19 protein-coding genes are annotated in these 26,122 nt (G+C 42.0%); 14 read left to right on the plus strand and 5 right to left on the minus strand.

Going from position 1 to position 26,122, the window contains the following annotated elements:
• Nucleotides 1–174: 174 nt before the first annotated feature.
• The 7 genes from AC6UD0_RS05745 to AC6UD0_RS05775 all read left to right on the plus strand — a co-directional run bounded on the left by AC6UD0_RS05745 (nt 175) and on the right by AC6UD0_RS05775 (nt 9,715).
• On the plus strand, nt 175–1,461 hold the full coding sequence (locus tag AC6UD0_RS05745) for a cation:dicarboxylate symporter family transporter (RefSeq protein ID WP_500708422.1): 1,287 nt from the start codon (nt 175–177) through the stop codon (nt 1,459–1,461).
• A gap of 376 nt (nt 1,462–1,837) precedes the next feature.
• Nucleotides 1,838–3,169, plus strand: coding sequence for an aspartate aminotransferase family protein (locus AC6UD0_RS05750; RefSeq protein ID WP_500695874.1), 1,332 nt, complete (start codon nt 1,838–1,840; stop codon nt 3,167–3,169).
• An 18-nt stretch (nt 3,170–3,187) separates the two neighbouring features.
• On the plus strand, nt 3,188–4,651 hold the full coding sequence (locus AC6UD0_RS05755) for an APC family permease (protein WP_500695873.1): 1,464 nt from the start codon (nt 3,188–3,190) through the stop codon (nt 4,649–4,651).
• A 96-nt stretch (nt 4,652–4,747) separates the two neighbouring features.
• Nucleotides 4,748–5,974 (plus strand): argininosuccinate synthase, encoded by a 1,227-nt coding sequence (locus AC6UD0_RS05760; RefSeq protein WP_500708423.1) that lies wholly within the window; start codon nt 4,748–4,750, stop codon nt 5,972–5,974.
• The gene (argH, locus tag AC6UD0_RS05765) at nt 5,971–7,347 is read left to right on the plus strand and encodes an argininosuccinate lyase (protein ID WP_500708424.1); all 1,377 of its coding nucleotides are present in this window, start codon (nt 5,971–5,973) and stop codon (nt 7,345–7,347) included. The genes AC6UD0_RS05760 and argH overlap by 4 nt, the downstream gene beginning before the upstream one ends.
• Before the next feature lie 144 nt (nt 7,348–7,491).
• The gene (locus AC6UD0_RS05770) at nt 7,492–8,961 is read left to right on the plus strand and encodes an ABC transporter substrate-binding protein/permease (RefSeq protein WP_500708425.1); all 1,470 of its coding nucleotides are present in this window, start codon (nt 7,492–7,494) and stop codon (nt 8,959–8,961) included.
• The gene (locus tag AC6UD0_RS05775) at nt 8,954–9,715 is read left to right on the plus strand and encodes an amino acid ABC transporter ATP-binding protein (protein ID WP_500708426.1); all 762 of its coding nucleotides are present in this window, start codon (nt 8,954–8,956) and stop codon (nt 9,713–9,715) included. Before AC6UD0_RS05770 ends, AC6UD0_RS05775 begins: the two co-directional genes overlap by 8 nt.
• A gap of 30 nt (nt 9,716–9,745) precedes the next feature.
• Here the strand turns inward: AC6UD0_RS05775 and AC6UD0_RS05780 are convergent, their stop codons facing one another.
• The 5 genes from AC6UD0_RS05780 to zwf form a co-directional block, all read right to left on the minus strand.
• On the minus strand, nt 9,746–11,296 hold the full coding sequence (locus tag AC6UD0_RS05780) for a bifunctional metallophosphatase/5'-nucleotidase (protein WP_500694128.1): 1,551 nt from the start codon (nt 11,294–11,296) through the stop codon (nt 9,746–9,748).
• Between the two features lie 4 nt (nt 11,297–11,300).
• A complete protein-coding gene (locus AC6UD0_RS05785) occupies nt 11,301–12,548 on the minus strand; it encodes an MFS transporter (protein ID WP_500694127.1) in 1,248 nt (415 codons plus the stop codon).
• A gap of 310 nt (nt 12,549–12,858) precedes the next feature.
• Nucleotides 12,859–14,406 (minus strand): multicopper oxidase family protein, encoded by a 1,548-nt coding sequence (locus AC6UD0_RS05790; protein ID WP_500708427.1) that lies wholly within the window; start codon nt 14,404–14,406, stop codon nt 12,859–12,861.
• Nucleotides 14,407–14,542: 136 nt separating this feature from the next.
• Nucleotides 14,543–15,973 (minus strand): NADP-dependent phosphogluconate dehydrogenase, encoded by a 1,431-nt coding sequence (gene gnd / locus AC6UD0_RS05795; RefSeq protein ID WP_500694125.1) that lies wholly within the window; start codon nt 15,971–15,973, stop codon nt 14,543–14,545.
• Nucleotides 15,974–16,079: 106 nt separating this feature from the next.
• Complete coding sequence (gene zwf / locus AC6UD0_RS05800) at nt 16,080–17,555, minus strand: glucose-6-phosphate dehydrogenase (RefSeq protein ID WP_500708429.1); 1,476 nt, start codon at nt 17,553–17,555, stop codon at nt 16,080–16,082.
• A gap of 710 nt (nt 17,556–18,265) precedes the next feature.
• On the opposite strand from zwf, the gene apf reads away from it, so the two are divergent.
• The 7 genes from apf to AC6UD0_RS05835 all read left to right on the plus strand — a co-directional run bounded on the left by apf (nt 18,266) and on the right by AC6UD0_RS05835 (nt 26,119).
• The gene (gene apf, locus AC6UD0_RS05805; RefSeq protein ID WP_500694123.1) at nt 18,266–19,096 is read left to right on the plus strand and encodes an aggregation-promoting factor; all 831 of its coding nucleotides are present in this window, start codon (nt 18,266–18,268) and stop codon (nt 19,094–19,096) included.
• A 327-nt stretch (nt 19,097–19,423) separates the two neighbouring features.
• Complete coding sequence (locus AC6UD0_RS05810) at nt 19,424–20,104, plus strand: WxL domain-containing protein (RefSeq protein WP_500708430.1); 681 nt, start codon at nt 19,424–19,426, stop codon at nt 20,102–20,104.
• A gap of 117 nt (nt 20,105–20,221) precedes the next feature.
• A complete protein-coding gene (locus AC6UD0_RS05815; RefSeq protein ID WP_500707398.1) occupies nt 20,222–21,289 on the plus strand; it encodes a DUF916 domain-containing protein in 1,068 nt (355 codons plus the stop codon).
• A gap of 20 nt (nt 21,290–21,309) precedes the next feature.
• Nucleotides 21,310–21,711: an LPXTG cell wall anchor domain-containing protein gene (locus AC6UD0_RS05820; RefSeq protein WP_500697009.1), complete on the plus strand. Its 402-nt coding sequence runs from the start codon at nt 21,310–21,312 to the stop codon at nt 21,709–21,711.
• 7 nt (nt 21,712–21,718) lie between these two features.
• On the plus strand, nt 21,719–22,687 hold the full coding sequence (locus tag AC6UD0_RS05825) for a WxL protein host-binding domain-containing protein (protein WP_500708432.1): 969 nt from the start codon (nt 21,719–21,721) through the stop codon (nt 22,685–22,687).
• Between the two features lie 69 nt (nt 22,688–22,756).
• Nucleotides 22,757–25,141, plus strand: coding sequence for a hypothetical protein (locus AC6UD0_RS05830; RefSeq protein ID WP_500708433.1), 2,385 nt, complete (start codon nt 22,757–22,759; stop codon nt 25,139–25,141).
• A 192-nt stretch (nt 25,142–25,333) separates the two neighbouring features.
• Nucleotides 25,334–26,119, plus strand: coding sequence for a TMEM175 family protein (locus tag AC6UD0_RS05835; RefSeq protein WP_500708435.1), 786 nt, complete (start codon nt 25,334–25,336; stop codon nt 26,117–26,119).
• The last annotated feature ends 3 nt before the right edge of the window (nt 26,120–26,122 follow it).

Genomic DNA, 26,122 nt, shown 5'->3' on the forward strand with positions numbered 1-26,122 from the left:
CGAACACAGAAGTTAAGCTTCAGCACGCCAAGAGTAGTTGGGGGATCGCCCCCTGCAAGGGTAGGACGTTGCCACGCAACCTAGAGTTTTTAACCATTTGGTTAGGAACTCTTTTTTTGTGCCGTAAATTAGGTGTATAATTACCAACAATTAAGTCATAGGGGTAGTGATTTTATGAAAAAACAACGCTGGTACCGTTTTTCACTTGGTTGGCAAATTGTATTTGGCTTGTTCTTAGGGATTATCTTAGGTGTTATTTTTTATCAGAATAAAGATGCCATTAATGTAATGCAAAACATTGGGACTATGTTTATTAGCCTAATTCAAATGATTGTTTTACCAATTGTGGTTTCTTGTTTAACGGTTGGAATTGCCGGAATGGGTGACATCAAAAAGGTCGGACGGATTGGGGTAAAGACGCTGGTTTACTTCGAATTAATGACCACGGTTGCTATTATTTTGGGTCTCTTAGTCGCTAACATCGCTCATCCCGGAACTTACATTAACGTTCATCAAATGCATGGATCGACGGACATTAGTCAATACATAGCGACTGCCAAGCAGTCCAAAAATACAGGAATCTGGTCCATGATCATGAACTTAATTCCTACTAACATCTTTGCGTCATTAAGCAAGGGTGATATGATGCCCATCATTGTTTTTTCGGTCTTCTTTGGTTTAGGAACCGCAGCCATCGGTGAAAAGGGACAAATCATTATTAACTTCATGAGTGCGGTCTCAGAAGTTATGTTTAAAATTACAAATTGGGTCATGCACTTAGCTCCAATTGGAGTTTGTGCCCTAATTGGGGTCACCTTGGCCGAACTAGGAATTAAGGCCCTGTTACCGTTAGGCTATTTTGTTTTCTTAGTTTACCTCACTATGCTTGTTTTCGTTCTGGTAGTAATGGGAGTCGTGGCTCGCCTCTGTCATTTCAAACTCTCGGACCTTTTGGCGGTTATCAAGAATGAAATTGTTTTAGCCTTTTCGACTGCCAGCTCTGAGGCGGTTCTACCTAAGATGATTCAAAAAATGGATCACTTTGGCGTTAATCCATCAATCGTTTCGTTTGTTATCCCAACCGGATACACCTTTAATCTTGACGGTTCAGCCATTTACCAGTCACTGGCGGCTCTTTTTCTTGCCCAAGCTTATAACATTCACTTATCGATTGGACAGCAGGTTACCTTACTGATTGTATTGATGATCACTTCAAAGGGAATGGCCGGAGTTCCAGGGGCCTCCTTTGTTGTGCTGCTTGCCACTATTTCAACGATTGGCGTTCCCATGTCTGGTTTGACCTTCATCGCTGGCATCGATCGGTTCATTGATATGGGTCGGACGGCAGTCAACGTGGTCGGCAATTCACTTGCGACGGTGGTAATTGGAAGTTCTGAACATGAATTTAACCAGAAGCAAGCGAATAGTTATGTCAAACAAGTTAAATCAAAAAAAGCATAATCGTTAAAGCTGAAGTTGGACATTTAAGCTGGCTTCAGTTTTTCTTTTGTCGTTTGTTAAGAAATTGATAAAAAAGCATTGACAGGATTGGTCGTTTCAATTTACAATCAGTGAAACTAATGAAAGGAAGTTTTAGCGATGACGGCACCCGTAGTTTCCATGATTAGCATTTTATTATTCATTTTAGTCACAGTGATGATTAAAAATTGTGTGGATAATAAGATGCCTTTAAGTCAGAGCTAACTTCTTCTTTAAGTCCTCACAGTTTTGTTGGTAACTGCGGGGGTAAGTAGGTAATGTCCTCCAGTTACGTGAACTGGGGGATTTTTTTATTTTCAAGAAGTTAACTTTAATAAATAGTTTAAGGGGGTTTGAAATGACAAATAAAGAAACGCTGGCTCACGAACAGCGGGCTTATTCAAAGGCGGCACGAATTAAGTATTTTGATATTGTAATTAAATCAGGGGCCGGAGCAATTTTAACGGACGAAGATGGACGCAGTTACATTGACCTCTTATCCAGTGCTTCATCAACTAATACCGGACATTGTCATCAGAAAGTTGTCAAAGCCATTTCAGATCAAGCTAGCCGGTTGATTCAATACACTCCAGCCTATTTTGCGACTTCTGAAGAAGCTAAGTTAGCGCCACGATTAGCTAAATTAGCTCCAATTGATGGACCAACTAAAGTGGCTTTTGGTAATTCTGGATCAGACGCGAACGATGCGATCATTAAATTTGCGAGAGCATTCACGGGCCGTCAGTACATTGTGAGTTTTACCGGTGCTTATCATGGTTCAACCTATGGATCGATTAGTACTTCGGCAGTTAGTCTCAACATGTCACGCAAAATTGGACCACTTTTACCTGGAGTGGTGAAGGTTCCATATCCAAGTCCATGGAATCGTCTAAAGGGTGAAAATGATGATGAATTCAGTGATCGGATGTTTGCGGCCTTTAAGTTGCCATTTGAGACTTATTTACCAGCTGAGGAGACGGCGGTCATTGAGATCGAAGCCATTCAAGGTGATGGTGGTTTTATTAAAGCACCAGAACGTTTTTTAAATCGGGTGTATCGATTTGCCAAGGATCACGGCATCCTATTTGCCGTAGATGAGGTTAATCAAGGACTCGGACGAAGTGGGAAGATGTGGTCAATTGATTATTTTAAGGATGTTCATCCAGATTTAGTTGCGATTGGAAAGTCAATTGCATCCGGATTGCCGCTCAGTGCCGTTGCGGGTCGAAAAGAAATTATGGATGCCTTGGATGCACCTGGGAATACCTTTACGACGGCTGGTAATCCAGTGTCGGCGGCCGCTGCTAACGCTACGTTAGACGTCATTAAAAACGAACACTTGGTAGAACGAAGTGCAAGATTAGGCAAACAGGCCAATCAATTCTTTAAGCAAATGGAAGACCGATTTCCATTTATTGGTGACGTTCGGATGTATGGATTAAATGGTGGAATTGACATTGTTGACCCTCAGACCAAGAAACCAGACGGTGATGCCGCTAACAAACTAATTTATCGAATATTTGAGTTAGGGGCCATCATGATTACCGTCCGTAGCAATGTTTTACGTTTCCAACCACCGTTGGTAATTAAAGAAGCTGATTTAAAAAGGTCCTTTTCAATTATTGAACGAGCAATGCAAGAATTAAACGACGGAAAATTAACTAAATCACCCGCAAACATGGGTTGGTAACCAAAAGGAGTTTGAAGCATGAAAAATATTTGGCACAAGATGAATGAAAAAGTTGATTTTCATTTCTATATATCTAAAGATAAACACTTGGAAAAAACCATGACCGTTAAGGACTTCCTCGCGCTCGGCCTTGGAACCATCCTTTCAACGTCAATTTTCACCTTACCTGGGATTGTAGCAGCTAAGTATACCGGACCGGCCGTTGTCATTTCGTTCATCCTAGCAGCACTAGTAGCTGGCCTCGTAGCAATGAATTACGCTGAAATGGCGTCCGTCTTGCCCTTCGCCGGCTCTGCTTATTCTTGGATCTCAGTCCTGTTTGGTAAATTTTGGGGCTGGATCGTTGGCTGGGCGCTACTAGCGGAATACCTCATTGCCGTGGCCTTTGTTGCCGCTGGACTCTCATCAAACGTCCAAGGACTAATCTCGCCGCTTGGAATTACGCTACCAAAGGCAATTTCTTCCCCACTTGGTACTAACGGAGGGGTAATTGATATTATTGCCGTTTTAGTGTTGGCACTTGTCACCTACATCTTGATGCGTGGTGACCGACAAACAACTCGAATTTCAAACGTGTTGGTAGTGTTGAAACTGCTGGCAATCGTGACCTTTATCGTGGTTGGTGCGACCGCTATCAAAGCCCAAAACTACGTTCCGTTTTTCCCGAAAAGTCATCCGAATCCTGATGGAACGGTCTTTGGTGGCTGGCAAGGGATCTACGCTGGAATTTCAACGATTTTTCTCTCCTACATTGGGTTTGATTCCATTGCCTCTAACTCTGGTGAAGCTAAGAATCCCCAAAAAACCATGCCACGTGGCATCATCGGTTCGTTAGTAATCGCTACGATTTTCTTTATTTGTGTTTCACTAGTGTTGGTAGGGATGTTTAAGTACACCATGTATACTAACAACGCCGAACCAGTGGGGTGGGCGCTTCGACAAAGTGGTCACACTATTGTTGCCACCGTCGTGCAGGCCGTGGCGGTTGCCGGGATGTTAGTGGCTTTAATTGGAATGATGATGGCTGGTTCCCGTTTAATCTATTCCTTTGGCCGTGACAAAATGTTGCCCAAGGCCGTTGGCAAACTGAATCAAAAAAAGATTCCAAGTAATGCGCTCTGGATCATCACCATCATTGGAATCATTCTGGGGGCCATTTTTCCGTTTACCTTCCTCGCCCAATTGATTTCAGCTGGGACGTTAATTGCCTTCATGGCGGTCTCACTGGCCATGTATCCACTCAGAAGACGCGAAGGGAAAACCCTCCCCAAGGCGGCTTACCGAATTCCTTTTTATCCAATCTTACCCGCATTAGGCTTTTTGGGCTCCCTCGCTGTCTTTATGGGACTCGATATTCAGGCTAAAATTTATGCGGTGGTCTGGTTCCTGTTGGGTGTCATTATCTACTTCGTTTACGGCATGCGTCACGCCGACTCCAAGATTCCCGACAGTGATGATCAAGAGATTGACGAGAACCTTTAAGTGTTGAATATGTGACTTTTATCCCAAAGGTGGTTGAAAAATCAATATTCGCGTAGTACTCTTAGAACAATCTTAAAAGAAAAGGGTGAATTAGTAATGTCAGATAAAAGGAAAAAAGTCGTTCTAGCATATTCTGGTGGTCTTGATACTTCAGTTGCGATCGCTTGGTTGACTGATAAAGGTTATGACGTCATTGCAACCTGCATCAACGTTGGCGAAAACAAGGACCCAGAATTCATTAAAAATAAAGCGCTAAAGGTGGGTGCCGTCCGCTCATACGTAATTGACGCTCAAGATGAATTCGCTGATGAGTATGCTTCAGTCGACTTACAGGCCAACGCCATGTACGAAGGATCGTATCCGCTTGTTTCTGCTTTATCAAGACCTTTGATTGTAAAGAAATTGGTTGAGGTCGCAAAGAACGAAGGCGCCGATGCGATCGCTCATGGTTGTACTGGAAAAGGAAACGATCAGGTCCGATTTGAAGTTGCTATTCATGCCCTTGCTCCCGACATAGACGTGTTAAGTCCAGTTCGTGACTGGCACTGGTCTAGAGAAGACGAGATTGAGTACGCTAAGGATCACAATATTGATATCCCAATTGATTTAGATTCACCATATTCAATTGACAGTAATATCTGGGGTCGTGCTAACGAAGCCGGGGTCTTAGAAGATCCATGGGTTAGCGCTCCAGAGGATGCCTTTGATATGACCAAACCGGTTGAAGAAACGCCCGATGAACCAACCGAACTAGAAATTACGTTTAAAAAAGGTCTTCCAGTTGCGTTGAACGGCAAGCCCATGAAATTTGCTGATATCATCAAAGAGTTAAATACGATTGCTGGTGAAAATGGAATCGGTCGAATTGACCACATTGAGAATCGGTTAGTTGGAATCAAATCCAGAGAAGTCTATGAGACTCCTGGAGCAACGGTGCTCCTTAAAGCTCACAAGGAACTTGAAGATTTGACCTTTGAAAGAGGATTGGCACACTTCAAGCCCATTGTTGAAAACGAAATCAGTGAGGTCATCTACGACGGACTCTGGTTCTCACCACTAATGGAGTCACTTCAGGTCTTTTTGAAGGATTCGCAGAAACACGTCAGTGGGGTGGTCAGAGTTAAGTTATTTAAGGGTAACGTCACCGTCCTTGGCAGAAAGTCAGAGAACTCGCTGTATGATAAGGATCTTGCTACCTACACCTCATCTGATTCATTCGACCAGGTGGCTTCCAAGGGCTTTATCAAATTGTGGGGTCTTCCAACGAAGGTGAACTCTCAGGTTCAGATTAAAAATCAAAAGCAAAAGGACAAAAGTAAATGAGCGATAAACTATGGGGTGGCCGCTTTACCGAGCAACCTGATGAATCGGTTGATAATTTTGGTTCGTCAATCTCTTTTGACCAGTTAATGGCTGACGAGGATATTGAGGGATCGCTGGCTCACGTAAAAATGCTAGAAAAGACTGGCATTCTTCCCGCTGGCGACGTTAAACAGATTGTCAGTGGCTTAGAGGGCATTCAAACCGATTTGCACGCTGGTAAAATTAAGTTCTCCAAAGCAAATGAAGATATTCATATGAATATTGAAAAGATCCTCACCGATCGGATTGGTCCGGTAGCCGGAAAACTTCACACGGCGCGTTCCAGAAACGATCAGGTGGCAACGGATTTTCATTTATACCTAAAAAAACGGCTTCCCAAAATCATTGACGAGATTACGATTTTACAGAAGACGTTGGTGAAGATGGCGGATGAAAACGTAGAAACCATCATGCCGGGTTATACGCACCTTCAGCATGCCCAGCCCATCTCGTACGGCCACTACTTGATGGCGTACTACCAGATGTTGAAGCGGGACAAGGAACGTTTTGAGTTTAATGAGAAGCACACGGACATGCTGCCACTGGGAGCGGCGGCTCTTGCTGGGACCACGTTTCCCATTGACCGGCAGTTTACTGCCCAAGAACTTGGCTTTGATGAGGTCTATGCCAATTCGTTAGACGCTGTTTCTGACCGTGACTTTGCCTTGGAATTTCTGAGTAACTGTTCCATCTTGATGATGCATCTGTCCCGTTTCTGTGAAGAGATTAGTATGTGGGTTAGTTATGAGTTTCAGTACTTAGAAATTAGTGACGAGTATTCGACTGGTAGTTCAATCATGCCGCAGAAGAAAAATCCAGACATGGCCGAACTGATTCGGGGAAAGATCGGGCGCGTGTATGGTGACTTGATGGGACTTCTGTCAACCATGAAATCACTGCCATTGGCCTATAATAAAGACTTACAGGAAGACAAAGAAGGGGTCTTTGATGCGGTTAAGACCGTCTTGCCGGCACTCAAGGTGTTCAACGGGATGCTCTCCACCCTAAAGATCAATAAGGACAAGATGCGTGATAGTACCAAGCATGATTTATCAAACGCAACCGAGCTGGCCGACTACTTGGCGGCCAAGGGGGTTCCATTTCGTGAGGCCCATGGAATTGTTGGTAAATTGGTCTTGAACTGCATTCAAACGCACCGTGACTTACAGGACCTGAGTTTAAAAGAGTTACAGAAAGCCTCATCTGTAATCCAGGATGATGTCTATCACGAACTCGATCCAGAAGTGGCCGTGAAGCGCCGCAACTCCGAAGGTGGAACTGGATTTGAGCAGGTCAGAGCGCAGATTAACAAGGCTAAAGCTGAATTAAAATAAAAAAGTAAAAAAGACTGAAGCCGCATGGCTTCAGTCTTTTTGCGTTCTTTGATAGCAGAATTTCTTAAATTAGATTTGCTTTTCATTTCACAGGTGGTACACTTTGAAAAATTAATTAAGAAATTGTTAAGGAGATGAAGTTCAATGAGTAAGTCGAAGTTAAAGACTGTCATGCAGTTGTTGTTGGTCGTTGTCATTGTTGGAATGGGTACCTTGTTAACACGACGACCAGCACACGCGGATGACCAATCGTTGAACCGAGTCAAGCAATCAGGAACACTGACCGTCGGAACCGCTCCGGATTATCCTCCGTTTGAGTTTCAGGTTAATAGGAATGGGAAACAGGACGATGTCGGCCTTGATATTGACATTGCCAAACAGATTGCGAAAAATTTACACGTTAAGTTAAAGATTAAAAATATGAGTTTTGATTCTCTGCTGGTAGCCGTTCAGTCGGGTAAGATTGACATGGCAATTGGCGGAATTAATCCGACTCCCGAACGGAAGCAGAATGCTGATTTCTCCAAGATTTACTATAGCGGTGGGCAGGATTTTCTCATCAACAAAAATGATGCCGGCAAAATTAAAAACAAAAATAGTTTAAAGGGGCAAAAGGTTGGAACTCAGACCGGAACCCTGCAACAAAGTTTAGCTAAAAAGTATATTCCCAACGCGCACGTAGTTGGGATGGACAAGACACCAGATTTAGTTCTTGCACTTAAGACCCATAAAGTTGCCGCTGTTGGGGTTGAAAAGCCAGTGGCCCAAGCCTATGTTGCAAACGATCATGCCCTAAAGGCCGTTGATTCGGGTTACAAATTAAATAAAAACGACGTTGGGACTGCCATTGCGTTTAAGAAGGGCAACACGTCCCTTGTAGGCGCCGTCAATCAAAGCATTGATCAGATCCACCAAAAGAACCTGATTCCACAATACCTAAAGGATGCCGGGAAGCACATGAAGGTTAATACCCACAACACGTCAATGTGGCACTACTGGAAATACTTCGCTACTGGGGTTGAGTATACTTTAATTATTTCAGTCGTTTCCGTCTTCTTCGGCATCATTCTTGGCATCATCTTGGTACTGATGAGACTCTCGAAATACAAGTTCTTGAGCTGGCCGTCAATTGCCTACACGGAATTTGTCAGAGGAACCCCCATGATGGTACAGGTCCTGTTCGTCTACTTCGGACTAGGAGTTTTGGTCAATATTCCCGCTTTGACTGCCGGCATTATTGCCGTTTCCTTAAACAGTGGTGCTTATGTCAGTGAGATCATCAGAGGTGGGATTAACGCCGTTGACAAGGGGCAGTCCGAAGCATCGAGAAGTTTGGGGCTTTCTAAAAAAGACATGATGGCATCGGTTATTTTGCCCCAGGCCTTTAAGAACATTTGGCCCGCCCTTGGAAATGAATTTATCACCATTATCAAGGACAGTTCCATCGTTTCAATCATTGGAGTAACAGAAATCGTGTACGAACTAAACATCGTTCGGGCTGACACTTACAGAGGAGTGGCACCAATTGCCGTTGCAATGATTCTCTACTTTATCCTCTCGTTCTCGTTGTCAAGGGTGCTGAACTACTTTGAAAGAAGGATGAACCATGACTAAAACTGATAATGAAACGTTGATTCAAGTCAACGATTTGAAAAAAGATTTTGGGGAAAATGAGGTCTTAAAGGGCATTGACGGAACCATTAAAACGGGCCAGGTCATCTGTGTGATTGGTCCCTCTGGTTCTGGTAAGAGTACCTTTTTGCGGTGTCTGAACATGTTGGAAGAACCCACCAGTGGACAAATTATCTTTGATGGAAAGGATCTTACCAGGTTCAACCACAAAGAGGTTGCTACTTTGGGTGAACGGATTGGGATGGTGTTTCAAAGCTTTAATCTTTTTCCTAACATGACCGTCTTAGAAAATTTAAAGCTGGCTCCTAAAAAAGTGAAACACGTCAGAGATCAGGAGGCCGCTTCAATTGGACTGAGATTACTAGACCGAGTGGGATTAAAGGGGAAGGCCAATGTTTATCCGTCCAGTCTCTCTGGTGGACAGGCCCAAAGGGTTGCCATGGCCAGAGCGCTTGCCATGAATCCGCAAGTTATGTTATTTGATGAACCGACAAGTGCACTTGATCCTGAAATGGTCGGTGAAGTGCTTCATGTCATGCAAGGACTGGCCAACGAGGGCATGACGATGGTGGTTGTGACCCATGAGATGGGTTTTGCGAAAAAGGTAGCCGATGAAGTCTGGTTTATGGCGGACGGTTACATCCAGGAAAAGAATACACCGGATCAGCTCTTTGATCATCCCCAAAATCAGCGAACCAAAGAATTTATCGATAAAATTATTAATGAAGATGAGTAGACTAAAAGAGCTTCCGTTTGGAAGCTCTTTTTATTTTCTGACCGTTAAATTATTCGGGATGGTGGCGACATAGGGGTCGTGTCTTTTTAGATACTGCACAATTAAGTCGGAGGCACTGTCTGGACTTTCGTTGATTACCTTCTGGGCGTTAAACATGTCATAGTCGCCACCACCGATGGCCCGATAGTTATTTAACGCAACCTTTAATTCCTGATTATAAGCAATGGGTTGATCGTGATAGTTGAGTTTAACCACCCGTTTGCCAACCGGTTGGGAGATGTCAAATTCGTAGTCAATTCCACTGTAGATGTCGTAGTTAAATAGTTGCATTTTGGGGGTAATGAATTTGGGGTCAATGACAATCTTACCGTTTTGAATGGCGAAAAATTCGGCACATTTTTCGAGGGCCCGCTTTAAATCCGCTCCGGTAATTTTTTCGGCCATAATGGTGTTGGGGTAACTGTAACCGTTGATGATTTCACGCATTGAAATGTCATGATGAAAACCCTTAATATCATCGTTGAAGAGGGCGGTTCCGGCGATGTCAACGTTCATCGCATCCATCTCCACCCGATTGATAAAGTCGATGTAGGGATGATTGTTCATTCGGACCTTCATGGGATCGTCAATCAGCATGCTTGCTCCCGTGGTCTGGCCGACTGGTTGATCCAGCCATTCTTCCACCTCGCTTTCGATTTGATGATCGGGAATTAGGTCATAGTCTGGTTGGGTGTGAGCCGTTGAAATGAGATGACTGGAACTTCTAACAAGCTGTTTGTTAGAAGTTAAATCCAGGTCAATTTCACCGACATCACTGCCGTGAACTCCAGGCTGAGTGAAGGGAACGCCATTAATTTTTCCCGCCAACTGACGGTGCTGATGACCCGTAATGAGGGCATCAATTCCAGGGACTTCCGTCGCAATGCGGTAGCCTTCGTTTTCTGACGTGTCCTTTTCCGTCGGCTCACCGGTCTTTGGATCGGCTTCAATCCCACCATGGTAGGCGACAATGACCACGTCCGCCCTTTGACGTAATTCAGGAACATACTGCTTAGCCGTTGCTAGTGCTGAATTAAATTTTAATCCTTGAATGTTATTAGGACGCTCCCAATTGGGAATAAAGGCGGTCGTTAGTCCGAGAATGGCAAACTTGACGCCTTTTTTCTTGATAATTACGTACGGTTGATCGGCAATCTTGTTAGAAATGGCACCCTCAATGTTGGCGTTCAAAATGGGGTAATTACGTTTACTTTCAGTGTCTCTAATGTACTGTTGGCCGTAGTTAAATTCATGATTTCCAAGGGTAGCGGCATCGTATCCAACATCAGCCGTTATTTGACTGAGAAGACGACGTTTGTCTGCGCCCTGTTCTGACAAAAAGGTTGAAAATGGTGATCCCTGAATCCAGTCCCCATTTTCAATTGCTACGACAATTTCGTCGTCTTTTTCGTCCTGTTGTGCTTTTTTGATGATGGCACCTGCCTGAAGCATGCCGAGTGAAGCGTGGTTATTGCGGGTTGTATAGTTAGTGGGGTACACGTATCCATGCACGTCACTGGTTGATAAAATTCGGACTTTCAAGTTATTATGCCACCTTTTCCGTGTTTTCTGATGTAGTGATTGGCGTCTTGTTTTCGTGTTTTAATTCCTTGATTGACAGCATGATTACGAAGCTAACGAGGTAAATCCCGCTCAAAAAGAGGATCACCGCCATGAGGTTAAAGCGATCCATCAAGAATCCAATCAGGACGGTGGAAAAGCTGCCGACACTTTTAGCAATACTCATGATGGTGTTGTTGGCCGTTGCCCGAATCTCGGTTGGGTAGAGCTTGCTGACGATGGTTCCATAACCACTATACATCCCGTCGGAACAGAAACCAACGATTCCACCACCGATTAAAAATTCCAACTTATTTTGCGCGATAATCAGTAAAAAGACTGAGGCAGCGGCGGCTAGTAGCCAGATGCCATACGCCAGACGACTGCCGAGGTGATCCTGAACGATCCCAAAACACATGATCCCAAGTGACATGCCGACGATGGTCGCAATCATCCAAAGGGATGAACCGGCCACTGAGATGTGCATTCTTTCTTGAGCAATTGAGGGAAGCCAACTAATTAGACCGTTATAGCCGGCGATGTGAATCATGAACATAATCATGATTCTGACCGTTAGAAAGCATTCTTTCGGGGTGGCGAATAATTCGGTCCAGTGGCTGAAATCACGGTTGGGATCTTTTTCAATGGCGTTCCGGTTCTCGGTAAATTCTTTACTCTCGGGTAAGTGAAATCTGATAAACCAAGCTAAGATAACGGGAACGATCCCAATGAAGAAGAGGACGTGCCAACCGAAGTGGGGAAGGATAAAGGCAGATAGGAGGGAGGCAATAATTGAACCAATTTGACCGCAGACTCCAGCAGCGGCCGACAAGCGACCAAGATATTTCTTGGAGAAGGCCTCACTTAGCATGGTAATCGCAATCCCATACTCACCAGAATTACCGACACCGATGATGATGCGAAAGAGACATAGCATCCAGAACGAGTTGGTAAGTCCCATTCCGGCGGTTCCAATGGCATAGATAATGATGGTCCAGCAGAGGGTTTTGACCCTTCCATAACGGTCGGCGATTGCGCCAAAGCCAATCCCACCGAAAATGGATCCGATGGCGGTAATGGCTGGCAGTAAGCCACCCTGAGCCTTTGAGATGTTTAAGCTAATGATGATTGAAGCCAGTGCCAGTGACATAAACATGGCGTCCATTCGTTCTAGGATGAACCCAATCCCAGTTGACCACGTGATGCGCTTTTGATACTTTGTCAATTTTGGCATAAAAAAATTGTCCTCCCATTTAATTCTGCAGGGTCCAGATTCACCGCACAGAATAGCATGAGAACACAATCGTTCAATCATTATATGGATAACATGTTATGCTTGTGGCTTCTCTGAACCATTTAAAGCTTTATATTGTAATTAATATTATCATAAAGTTGATAAAATGCAACGGACCAAGTTTGTAATTATTAGATGATAATTGGATGAATTTGCATCGTAACGCTTATTTTTAACATTAATAAATTACATAAATGATTTTACCCACAAAAAAACAGCCGCATCACTGCAGCTGTTTTCCAATCTTTAATTAACACATGTGGATTCCCATCTTTTTGTATGAATTCATAGCTGGGATATCTAAGTCCTTCACTGGGATGCCCTCTTCTTTTGAAAGAGCGTTTAATAGGGTATCCATGTTCATTAACTTGTACTTCTTGTGTGGATCATTCTTGTCATAAGCCTGGATCTGAAGCATCATGCCACCGTCTTCGTGTTCCGTAATGTGACAGTGATACATGTAAACGCCAGGAAAGTCGAACTTAACTTGCAAACGAACGACTTCGCCGGGGTTAACCCCAATGGTGTCCTTCCAACCGTGTTCGTTTGGATAAGGGTCACCACCGTTTCTGGAAAGTACTCGGAATTGAGTTCCGTGCATGTGGTAAGGATGAACCATCCCGCCATCCATTTCGTTTGAATTAGATACTTCCCAAATTCGTTCTTTACCGACTTCTTGGCGATCATCGATTCGTTGCATATCGAACTTTTTACCGTTGATTTCAACGGATTCGTCCATTCCAGACATAGCTGCCTTATGAACGGGAGCATCCTTGTCAATTTTGGCAAATGGTGGCATGTCAACGAGGTGATCTGGGAGCTTGGTGTTGTCTGGTGCAAACTCATGAATCTTAAACGTCATGATGGGAACGTCGTCGGAGTAGAGTTGAACTTCATCACCGGGTTTATAACCACTGAAATCAACGATGACCTCATCACGTTCGGCACAAACCATCATGAGGTGAGTGAACTCGACTGGTTCAGGGAGAATTCCGCCATCAGAACCAATCTGAGTGAACTTCAGATCGTCATCAAAGTGAAGGCGCCATTCACGACGGTTGGAGCCGTCCAGGAATCTGAGTCGTACTCGTTGGGTAGTAACGTCAAAGTAGGGGTTCACGGTACCATTAATCATGGCAGTTGGACCTTGAACACCGTCTGGATCGTAGTCTTCTTTGTAGTTTAGTTGGTTACCCTTGTGGAAATGACGGTCTTGTAGGACAACGGGAATGTCATCGACCCCGTAATTTCTTGGGAAGGGTAACTTGGATTCAATGTCGTCTTGAACAACCACTGGGGTAGCAAGACCCTTGTAGACTTGTTCAGAAGTTTCTGGACATGGATGAGCATGCAACCACAATGTGGCAGCAGGCTGATCCACCGTAAACTCAATTTCACTGCTTTCACCAGGGTAAACTGGTGCGTGACAACCACCGTCAACGTATGGACCGGAAACATTTAGTCCATGCCAATGAAAGGTGGTTAAAACTGGTAAGTCATTTTTTAAGGTCACATGCATGTGTTTACCCTCTTTTAAAATGATGGTCTTACCTAAAATACTAGCGTTGTAACCCCAAGTCTTTGTTTTTTCACCGGGTAAAATCTGAGTTTCACCTGGTTGAGCATCCACCGTGTACCACATGTCGGTATCGGTTTCTTTATCGGGCTTTAAAATTTCGGGGATGTTTAATTTGTGTTCTGGAACATCAGGCACCTTGAGTGGAATGTATCCACCGTCATGGGTGTTAAAAGCTGGTTCATCATAGAAATAATCATTGTATACTTTTCGTTCGGACATTGTCTTGTTCCTCCCTAATTGTTTAACTATCTACTACACCATCATAATACAGCTTTTTAGACTATAATGCTTGTTTGTTAGCTAAAAACATAGAAAAAGATCGACTATTAAAGTCGATCTTTTTAAAACGTTTGTTTTATTGTTCTTTGTACCATGGGTAATGGAAGTTACCTGGACGGTCAGTACGTTCGTAAGTGTGAGCACCGAAGTAATCACGTTGTGCTTGAAGCAAGTTAGCTGGAAGTACTTGAGCTCTGTATGAGTCGAAGTATGAAACGGCAGCTGACAATGATGGAACAGGAATACCTGCTTCAGTAGCTAACGAAACGATTTCTCTAGCTGAGTCTTGGTACTTGTTAGCGATGTCTGAGAAGTATGGGTCCATTAACAAGTTAGTTAACTTAGGATCCTTATCAAAGGCATCAGTGATGTTTTGAAGGAATTGGGCACGGATAATGCATCCAGCACGCCAAATCTTAGCTAATTGGTCGTACTTCAAGTCCCAACCGTAGTGTTCTGAGGCCATTCGCATTTGTTCGAAACCTTGAGCATAACTCATGATTTTACCGAAGTATAATGCTTGGCGAGCCTTTTCAACGATTTCGTCGCTGTTAAACTTAGGTTCTTTGGCAGGACCATGAAGAACCTTTGAAGCGGCCATTCGTTCTTTTTTCATCATTGAGATGAAACGAGCGTAAACTGATTCGGTGATAACTGATTGAGGAGCACCAATGTCTAAAGCATCGATTGAACTCCACTTACCAGTACCCTTGTTAGCACCACGATCTAAGATTGCGTCAACAATTGGCTTGTTCTTGTCGTCGCCTAAGTCATCTTTTCTAGTCAAGATGTCAGCAGTGATTTCGATCAAGTATGAGTTTAATTCACCCTTGTTCCAATCTTTGAAGATTTTAGCAAGGTCATCAACTGAGTAACCAGCAGCATTTCTCAAAAGGTTGAAGGTTTCATCGATTAATTCTTCGTCACCGTATTCGATACCGTTGTGGACCATCTTTACATAGTGACCAGCACCGTTAGGGCCAATGTAAGCAACACATGGTTCGCCATCTTCGGCCTTAGCAGCAATCTTTTCAAGGATTGGAGCAACACGGTCGTAGGCTTCTTTTTGACCACCGGGCATTAGTGAAGGGCCTTTAAGGGCTCCCAGTTCACCACCAGAAACACCCATTCCGATAAAGTTAATACCTGACTTAGCAAGTTTTTCACTTCGAGCCATAGTATCGTGGAAGTTAGTGTTACCACCGTCAATAAGAGTGTCACCCTTATCAAGTAATGGTAATAGTTCAGCAATAACGGCATCAGTTGGCTTTCCAGCCTTAACCATCAATAAGATCGTACGAGGTTTTTGAATTGATTCAACGAAATCCTTAACGTTGTAACTTGGAATCAAGTGTTTGTCACCGTGATCCTTCATTACTTGTTCAGTCTTACTTGCAGTACGGTTATAAATTGCAACTGTGTAACCGCGACTTTCAATGTTGAGGGCAAGGTTCTTACCCATAACAGCCATACCAACAACACCAATGTTTGCTTTTTTATCAGCCATAATATACCTTCCTTTTCGAATATATATGTTAATTCATTACACTAGTAGTTTACCATTTCACATTAGAATTGTGAAATAGAAACTTCAAATTTTGTAAGCACTTTCTTTACTTTTCAGCAGGGAAGTACCAACTGTGACCATCTCGAGCTAATAACTCGTCTGCTGCCTTTGGTCCCATTGAACCTGGTTCGTAGTTAGGAAAATCAGGTTTGGTTTCGTCCCAGTACTTCTGAATGGGGTCAACGTACTTCCAAGCGGCGGCAACTTCTGGCCAGCTTGCAAAGTTGGTGTGATCACCATTTAAGATGTCATGGAAAAGACGCTCGTATGGTTGAGGAACTTCTGAAGCCCGAGCATCATTTTGTAGGTAACTAAGGTCGATGGTTTCGGTATGGAAACCTTGTTTGGAGTCCTTGACGTTGACTCTCAGTGTAATTCCACCACGAGGGTCAATTAAAATTGAGAGGACGTTGGTTTTAAGAGTATCTGGCAAACCGGCTTTACTGAAGATGTTGTTAATGTCTTTTTTGAAGACAATATCAACTCTAGTGGCTTTGGTTTTTAACTTCTTACCAGTTCGAACGTAGAAAGGAGTGCCCTCCCATCTAGAAAGATTGTAAGTTACTTTTCCGGCAACAAAGGTATCATTATTAGAATCGTGTGGAACGTCTGGCTCGTCACGGTAGGCGGCTGAACCACTACCAGCTCCGTATTGACCACGAACAAAGTTCTTTTTGACACCCTCAGTATCATAGAAGTTCATACTTTCAAGGGTTTTGACCTTGGTAGCACGAACGTCAGTATCAACAAATGATTCTGGCTTATCCATTGCAAGGAGGGTCATGATTTGCATGGTATGGTTTTGAATCATATCACGTAAAGCACCAGCTGTGTCGTAATATCCGGCACGGTCTTCTACGCCAAGTTTTTCGGATAGGGTGATCTGGACATTATCGATGTAGTTGTGGTCCCAAACGGCATCGATGATGGGGTTACCGAATCGAATAACTGGGATACTTTGAACCATTTCTTTGCCTAAATAATGATCGATGCGAAAGATTTGGTCTTCCTTAAACGCAGCGGTTAATTCATCATTTAATTTTTCAGCAGATTCATAGTCCCGACCGAATGGTTTTTCAATTACCAAGCGGTTAAAGCCACCATTGTCTGAAAGAACGTGTTGTTCCTTCAGATTTTTAGCAACGATTCCAAAGAATCTTGGGGCCATTGAAACATAAAAGATCCGATTACCATTAAGTTCGTATTTCTTGTCAAGTTCGTCGGCTAATTTACTTAAGGCCTGATAATGTTCCACGTTGGTAACATCATGAGATCTGAAGTAAAAATGACTAGCAAACTCTTCAGCTTGTTCTTGATTATCTGCTTCTGACGAGATGGAATCCAAAACCATTTTTTGAAATTCCTCATCGGTGTGGGGTCGTCTAGCTAACCCAAGCAGTGCAAAATGATTGTCAATACTGCCCTTTTTGTAAAGTTCAAATAAGGCTGGATATAACTTTCGCAAAGCAAGGTCACCAGTGCCACCGAAAAGCATGAATAATGCACGGTTAGCAGTTGCCATTAATACTCACTCCTTTTAATAATTATAGTTATTCGTATACAAGACCAATTATATAACACTACTGCTACCAAAAAAAGTGGTTTATTCCTTATTGTTCCACATATGAAAGCGCTATCTAAAGTATCCCTAACTTGACGCATTTCTTCATTATAAATAGTTCAAAATAATTTTTTGATTGCCAAATTGGTACAGGTCATAAAGTGGCTGGCCGTAAAAAAGGGCTGATAATTTAAATGACATAAAAAAGTTTTCTACCATATTAATATGGTTTTAGTAATTAAAAATAAGATGGTAGTGAGAAATTCAAAACTGAGGATGAATCTGACAATCGATACATTAATATAGTAGAAACTGGTCAAAAACGGAAAAATTAGGTTGAATTAACCTAAAAACATGGTTGTCAAACTTTTTTTGGAGTAATTTTGCAGAAATTGAAGGGGGTATATGGCAAAAAAAAGAGCAAAAATTACAAAATGACACAGAAAACACTCAATAATCCGGTGATCTTTAGGGTTATGTTGCAAAACATGTTACTTATGTTACAAAATAACAAAAATCGGCGATTTTTTTAAACACTGTGTTATTTGTGTGTAATGTTTTCCGTTTAGTATATACATTGTTGATTGATACAGGAGATCAACGAATTTAAAAAACAGAAAACCGGAAAACGAAAATTAGTTAAGAAATTTAGATTAGGAGTGATTATTATTATGAAGTCAAAAAGTATCAAGGCCGTAGTTTTATCAAGTGCCGCAGCATTAGGTTTATTAGCAGTAGGTGCTAACACCACCCATGCTTCAACAAACGTTACAGTTAAATCAGGTGACACTGTTTCAGAAATTGCTCAACAATACAAAGTTTCTACTAACCAAATCGCCAAAGCCAACCATTTACAAAATGTTGACCAAATCTCAGTTGGACAAAGATTAGTAATCCCAACTGGTGTTACTGTTCCAAATGCTGTATCACAACCAGCACAAACTACTGGTTACCAAGCACCAAAGACTACTCCAGCTGTTAAAGCTCCAGTTGCTAAGGTTGCACAACCTGTACAACAACCAGTTGCTGCTCAACCAGCACCAAAGGCTCAAGTACAAGCCCCAGCCCCAGCAGCACCAAAAGCTCAAGCTCCCGTACAACAAGCTCCAGCTGCACAACAACAAGCTAATACTCAACCAACCCAATCACCAAAGGCTAATGTACAAGCATCAGCTCAAAAGAGTACTCCAGCTCCAGCAGCACCACGAACTAACCAAAGAACTTACACTGTACAAACTAACACTGTTAAACCATCTAACGTTAACTACTCAAGCAACGGTGGTGATGATGCAGCCAAAGCTTGGATCACTGCACGTGAATCAGGTGGTTCATACACTGCTTCAAATGGTAACTACTACGGTAAGTACCAATTATCTAAGTCATACTTAAATGGTGACTACTCAGCTGCTAACCAAGATCGAGTTGCTAACCAATACGTAACTTCACGTTATGGTTCATGGTCAGGTGCCCAATCATTCTGGCAATCACACGGTTGGTACTAAGATAAATTTATACTAACTAATTAATAAGAATTAATTGAAGTCACGGTGATCGAAAGGTCACCGTGATTTTTTTAGCTTGAAAAGTAATCAATTTATAAGTTATACTAATAGTAGACTTTTGCATGAAGTCAGGATTCTATTAGGATATTGTGAAAAGAAGTGGGTGTTGTGAAATTTTTCCTATTTTTATTGCACAAGGATTTTATTCTATGGTATAATGTCTTTGTGAAAGATGTTATTAGATTGCGTGTCTGTGGTGCTTTATCACCATTACAAACATACAATTTATTAGCAATAAAATAATATATTTTTTGGAGGTAGTTTTTTATGGAAGCAAATATTGGTAAGAAATTAGTTTTAGGTGTGGCATCATTAGCAGCCGTTTTAGGTTTGTCAATGGCCATTGAGAACATTAATGTAAACGCTGCTCCTGTTCATCTTCCAGCAGACACTAGTGCAACTCCTAATGACACTACTGGTTCAGTACAAGGACAATCAAAAGCTCACGTTCAAGTAAGAACCGGATACTTAACTTTATCAGAAGTTCCAGATTTAAACTTCGGTGAAGCAGCTAACAACCCTAACCCACAATTCGGGATTCCGTTGCATGATAACCAAACCGGTAATGGTAAGCCACAATTAGTGGTTGTTGATGGTCGTGCCGTTAAAGACCAACCAAATGGTGCTGGTTGGAGTGTCTCAGCTGCTTTAGGTCAATTTAATGATCAACCTGGTAATGGTTGGGGTGTTCAATTAAATCAAACCGCTTATAAAAATAGTACTGGCAGTACCGCTGAAGTTAATACTCCATTGCTTCAAGCCGGATCTAACAATTCTACCCAAGTTCTTTCAGCTAATGCTGGTCAAGGTTTAGGATCAACTTCAGTTAACTACTCAAAGAGTACTGACGCTAGTTTGAACATGCCAGCTAACGTTACTCCAGCTGATTACAACGCACAAATTACTTGGACTCTTAACGCACAAGGCCCACAAAACCCAACTAACTAATAGTTCTCTTTACGGGTGTGTATTGTATAACCAAGAAGACAGACCACGTACGGTTTGTCTTCTTTTTAGTAAATTAGAAAATTAATTAAGTAGGACGTGATTGTAATTTTATCAAGGTTGAAGAAATTCTGGTTACCGTTTTTACTTGCCGTTGCAACCATTCTTTTGATGATTCCGATACTTGGAACCTTAAAAACAAATGCAGCCCAAGGTCCATCAATTGCGGTTAAACCGAATTACACTAAGAATCAAATTAAGCAAGATGGTGTGATCTTTGTTCAAACCAAGCCGGGTCAAACCCAACAAATTAGTTTGAGCATCGTTAATTTATCCAAGTCACCCCAGTCCTTTAGCATTGAACCAACAACTGCTTTTACTTCCGGTGGTGGTGCCATTGCGCTCAATCCGACTAATAAGTTTCCAACTGATAAAACTTTGAAGTATAAATTCAAGGATTTAGTCCAAGGAGACAAGAAGCAGACGATTAACTTAGCTCCTAATAAGGGAACCAACGTTAACTTTAACGTAAAAGCTCCTGACAAGACTTATCAAGGTGTCATCATGGGTGGACTGTACGTTAGTCCACAATTGCCACCTTCTGCAGCTAAGTTAAGGGGAGTCAGCGTTAATAATAAGTTTGCTTTAGCAATGCCCGTCTATCTTCGTGACAACACTAATCAAACCATTAAACCAAAGCTTACGGCTCAAGGCATTAAACCGGGGAAAGTAGCTAGTGAACCGGTGATTTATACCAAGTTGGCAAACGAAAAGCCCACGACGGTTAGTCAAATGCATTTAAAAGACAAGATTTACCGAAAGAGTAATCCAAAGAAAGTCTTGAGTAAGGCCAACCAGAGTGGCTTAAGTATGGCGCCTAATTCCAACTTTAATTTTATGAATAATTTTGGCAAAAACGCGTTGTTACCCGGTAATTATCATTTGAGTTTGCAGGCTTCAGACATTAACGGCAACAAGTGGGATATTGAAAAAGATTTCCATATTTCAATTGCTCAGGCAGCAATTAATAATGCTAATAAAAACTGGTGGTGGATCATCCTATTGATTATCTTGTTAATCTTAATCTTGATCTTATGCTACGTTTTGTACCGTCAACACAAAAAACAAAAGGATTTGATTGCCGCACAGCAAGCAGAACTTGATAAAAGAAACGATCAATCTAAATAACTAGGTTGGGAGATGTACAAATGCGAATACAATGTTCTAAGTTTTTAAGGATGGTACTGTTAACTGGATTAACTATTTTAATAGCCGTTGGGTTAGGAGCAAACGCAGCTTCGTTTGCGAAGAGTGAATCTAATTCAAATACCACAATTCGAATTGGTAGAAACGTAACTCCGGCACCCAATGGACAGGGTGGTCAACCTGAAGATATGTCTAATAAAACCCCAGGTTCCTCTGAATCAGAAGGCACTAAAATTCCGCCAACCATTGCTGTTAGTGGGGAGCAACAAGGTACGTTACCTCAAACAGGACAAATGCTCCAATGGGGCACAATGGTAGCCGGAGTGATTTTTCTCTTTATCGCTTTTCTGATTATATTAAACCGTCATTTCATTAAAAAATTAGAATTGAAGAATTCGAAATAAAATTCAAATGCGAAAACTAATTAAAATTATAATTTTAGTTGGAGTTTTGTTGATTGAACTGTTTGTGCCAATGACTTCCCAGGCCAATTCGGATGATTATCCGTCATTTTCTGCCACGCCGGTTTTGGGTGGACTTCCACTTCAAAAGGGCAAAGAGTATTTTGCGATTCAAGCTAAACCGAATCGGGAATACCAGCTCCCGCTTCTTTTGAAAAATCACGGAGACCGTCCCATTAAAATTAGGTTAACGCTGAATAATGCAACGACCACGTCGAGTGGCAGTATTTCATACGCTAATCCAAGCGTGCTTAAAAATGATCAGAATTCGGTTTCTAGACAAGTTGTTGGAAAACTTAAAAGAGAAGTGAATTTGGCTCCGGATGCAAGTAAGGTAGTCAATTACCAAATCAGGACAAATTCACGAGTTATGGGAACAGAACTTGCTGGCATCACTGCTACTGGAGTGGTTCCTTCCGTTTCAAACGAGAAGGTTAACAGTTTAGCCAGTTACGTTATTGGAGTTTCGTTAAGTGGACAGGATGGATTGAAATTAGATCGTTTAAAAATTTCAAACATTGAGAGTGGAAATTATGATGGATTAAATGCGTTTAAAGTTACGATTAAGAATAATTACCCACAGCTGATTCAACATGCGAGGGTGCGAGTCAAAGTTTTTCATAACGAAAAGTTGGATACGATAAAGGAATATTCGGATGTCAGTATTGCCCCGAATACTCCTTTGGTGTGGACAATTCCCTATCAAAAATTGCAGCCTGGTAGGTATCGGATGGATATTATGATCCATTCTGACAAGCAAACGGTTCGATTGCACAAGACGTTTATCCCACTAAAGTTATCAAACCAAGTAGAGTCATACGTACCGGTTTTAATTGCGGTATTTTTGACCATCGAAATTTGGATTATTTTTTGGATTTGTCGGATGTTCTATCACAAAAAGAAAAATAAAAAGAATTGAGAAAAAATGAGAATAAAAAGAGAAGTACTTTATAAGCTATTAATAGGAGTGGTTTGTACTGCTGTATTTATGATTTGTGGCGCAATGATGAGTGTTAGGGCGGATCCAGATAATCCGTATAACATTCCTGCACCACCAGAATCAGGTCCGTCAATGGATGAATTTATGTTTGCTGGGATTCAACCGAATGAAAGCGTTCAAAAAAGATATCCCAACGTTCAGGTGGTAACTGATAATACTGGTGATGATCATTCTGCTCAAACCATGTGGTGGAAGAACCAAGTTGATTTACAAAAACCGTTTACAATTAAGTTTTACGTTTATATGAAAAACCCGAAAAAAGTTAAAACATTAGCTGATGGACTGACCTTTACCCTGCAAAATGACAATCCAAATGCCATCGGATCATCGGGTGAATCACTCGGTTCATATGGAAATGTCCGAACCGCTTCAAAGGCAATTGACAATGATCATGTTAATCCTAAAAAAGCATATTTGAGAACCCAATTTATTCACAATGCTTTATCGTTTGAGTTTGATCCATACTACAACGGAGATTATAGTGACCATAAATTGCCGCGAAAGATTCCACATACGGCGTTCATTTACCCAAATGAATTCACTGGTCCATTTGACTGGCACGATAAAGATCATATTGGAATCAATCACCATGATTATAGTCAGACGCCATCTTTAACGGCTAATCAGGGAACATGGATCCCGGTGACTTATAAGTGGATGCCTAATGACTGGCAACCAGATAGTAACGCCAGGTCGGATCACGCCACCGCAACGGTTACTTATAATGATCCCAAGTCTGGTCACTCAATTGACGGAATTGATCAGCATACCACTACTGAAAATGTTCCTTTGAGCCAATTTCAAGGTGACTACGCATGGTGGGGATTTACTGGTGCAACTGGTGCGTTGAACATGGTCAGTGCCATTGCCAATACCGAAATTCCTCAGATTCCTGGGGTTAAAAAATTAGTTTGTGATTTAAGTGCACTTCAACGTGAGGGGAAGTATAAGGATATTAATCCCTACGATAGTGATACCGGTGCCGCAAATGACATGATTAAGGAAATCGATCCAAGTGAATTTAAGGACCTTGTCACTAACGCTAAGGTTGGAGACGTGATGCTTTATAAGGTCGATACCTACAACTACAAAGATAATGGTTTAGGAAATACCTGGGATAACGTTAAGGTTACGGATGACATGACCAATCTAGGGATGCGTGGTCTGGACGATAACGATCAAATCGTGGCGGAATACCCCAACGGAATTGAACCCATCGACGATGATGGGAAACCTGACTCAGTTGGATTTCGAACGATTATTACTGATCCAGATCCTAATACTAAGCAGAATACGGTAACCGCTAAGGGAAGTAACTTTACGGCACCGGATGACGGAGTGGTTAAGTCAAGTCAGGCGACCGTCGAAATGTCGAATAACCCGTACGACAACGTTAAACCACGGGTTATTTTACAAAACCAGATGTCAAATGACGGTGGTAATACTTGGACCAATAATCTGACCGACGTCAAAGACGGAAGTGAGGTTCAGTACAAGATTTCCCTTCATAACATGATTGAAGGCACGCAGTTTAAAGATGGTTCGTATTCATTTGTGGTTCCAAGTATTAAAGACATCAAGAACATTGATGTTAACGGAGAACCAATTAGTAATAGTGATTATACGGTAAGTGACACCACCGATTATGAGATTAGTGGGAAAGACTCCAACTCTAACTTTAAGAACGCTAAGAAGATTACGATTAAGAATCTTCCAGACATGAATGGTCGAGAGGTAACTAATATTACCGCTGACCTTCAGCTTGGGGACAATAATCCTGATAATATGAGTTCAATCCCTGAATTGACGGGAACCGATCGCAACCAGGATTCACTTAAGTTTCAAGGACGAAAAGAGACATATAATTTCTACAATGGATCGGTTGTTTTGAATCAACCGCAGGATTTAGACTACGGTTTTCAAAATGACTACTTCTTTAAGGATCAGTATATGCAACCAAGAAACCTTGGCAAGAAAAAGACCCCGATTGACATCAACAAGGGTTACGAGGTTGCTAGTTTAACCGATGATCGTCGTGTTAAGAGTCCGTACAGTGTCTGGCTCTCTCAGGAGAATACTCCTGAAAATCCACATGAGATTGGGAGGCCCGGGTCACCATTTTCACTGGCTTACTTTGCCTTAAACAGCAAGCAACCAACCATTTTGAATCCAGGATCTGGCAACGTCCAGGTTTACAACTATCCTGGGAAAAAGGAAGATGGTAAGATTACAACTCCAATTAAATGGAATGCTAATCAAGGACTTGATTTAAGGATGAACCAGAGTGGGAGTGCCGTCGGTAGTACCGGAGGATATGACGCTACGCTTAATTGGAGCATCAAGTATGGTTCAAAAGATAGTGGAACGCCATAAAGACGATTAATCAGTGATCGCGGTTATGATATGTTTTGCCAAATGAAAGGCTATCAAGGACTTGATAGCCTTTTTGGTTGTAGATAAATTTAATCATGAAATTGGTAATTGTGAAACGCTTTTTTGATGTGTTTAAAATCTCCATAATGGCGTGCTATAATTAGCGTAAATCTATCAAAGTGAGGAAACGTTATGGGTGAAATCAAGAAAAAAATGAAAGATCGACTTGATGCCTTCAGTGACGCCATTATTGCCATCATTATTACCGTGATGGTGTTGGAACTGCCGATTGAGAAGATTGGTGGAAACGTTGAGTATCTGGTTCTATTTCGTGCCATTGGAATTTATGCCGTTAGTTTTTGTTTTGTTGGGAACCTGTGGTACCAGCATGCTCAAGTATTCAACGATACCGAAAAAGTCGCCAACAAGACGGTTGTCATGGACCTGGTTTTTCTCTTTTTCATGTCGTTAATCCCAACTTTTACAAAGCTTATGACCGACGATACATCGCAAATCACGGTGATGCTTTATGGCGCTCTTTCACTAATTTTATTGGTGGTCTTTCGCATCATTGTGTCGCAAATTGCGGAAGTCAAGTACCGAAAGCACTCCAAGCAACATGAAGTTTTCAACTATATTTTTGCCAGAAACTTTAACTATTCAATTGCGGCGTACGTCATTTTGATTATTTTGGCGTTTTTCTTTCCTAGAATTGCTTTGACTTTATTTATCATTATCCCAATTTGGTCGTTTATTGAAAACAGCCACGAGCACGGGACCTTGAACTTGGCTAATCAAGGAATGGAAGAGGGCCAGGTTAATTTAACTGAGTCGGTTAAAAATTTGACAGCTGATCAGAAAAAATCCTTAAAAGCCAAGTTAGCTTCGACGATTAAGGCGTCAAAGGGTACTGATGATGAGAAAGAAAAGCATGAGATTTGGACCCAGTTTGCCAAGTGGGCCGCTGATCAGAGGTAAAAC

It is taken from the genome of Fructilactobacillus sp. X7R9C1 (assembly GCF_059901005.1).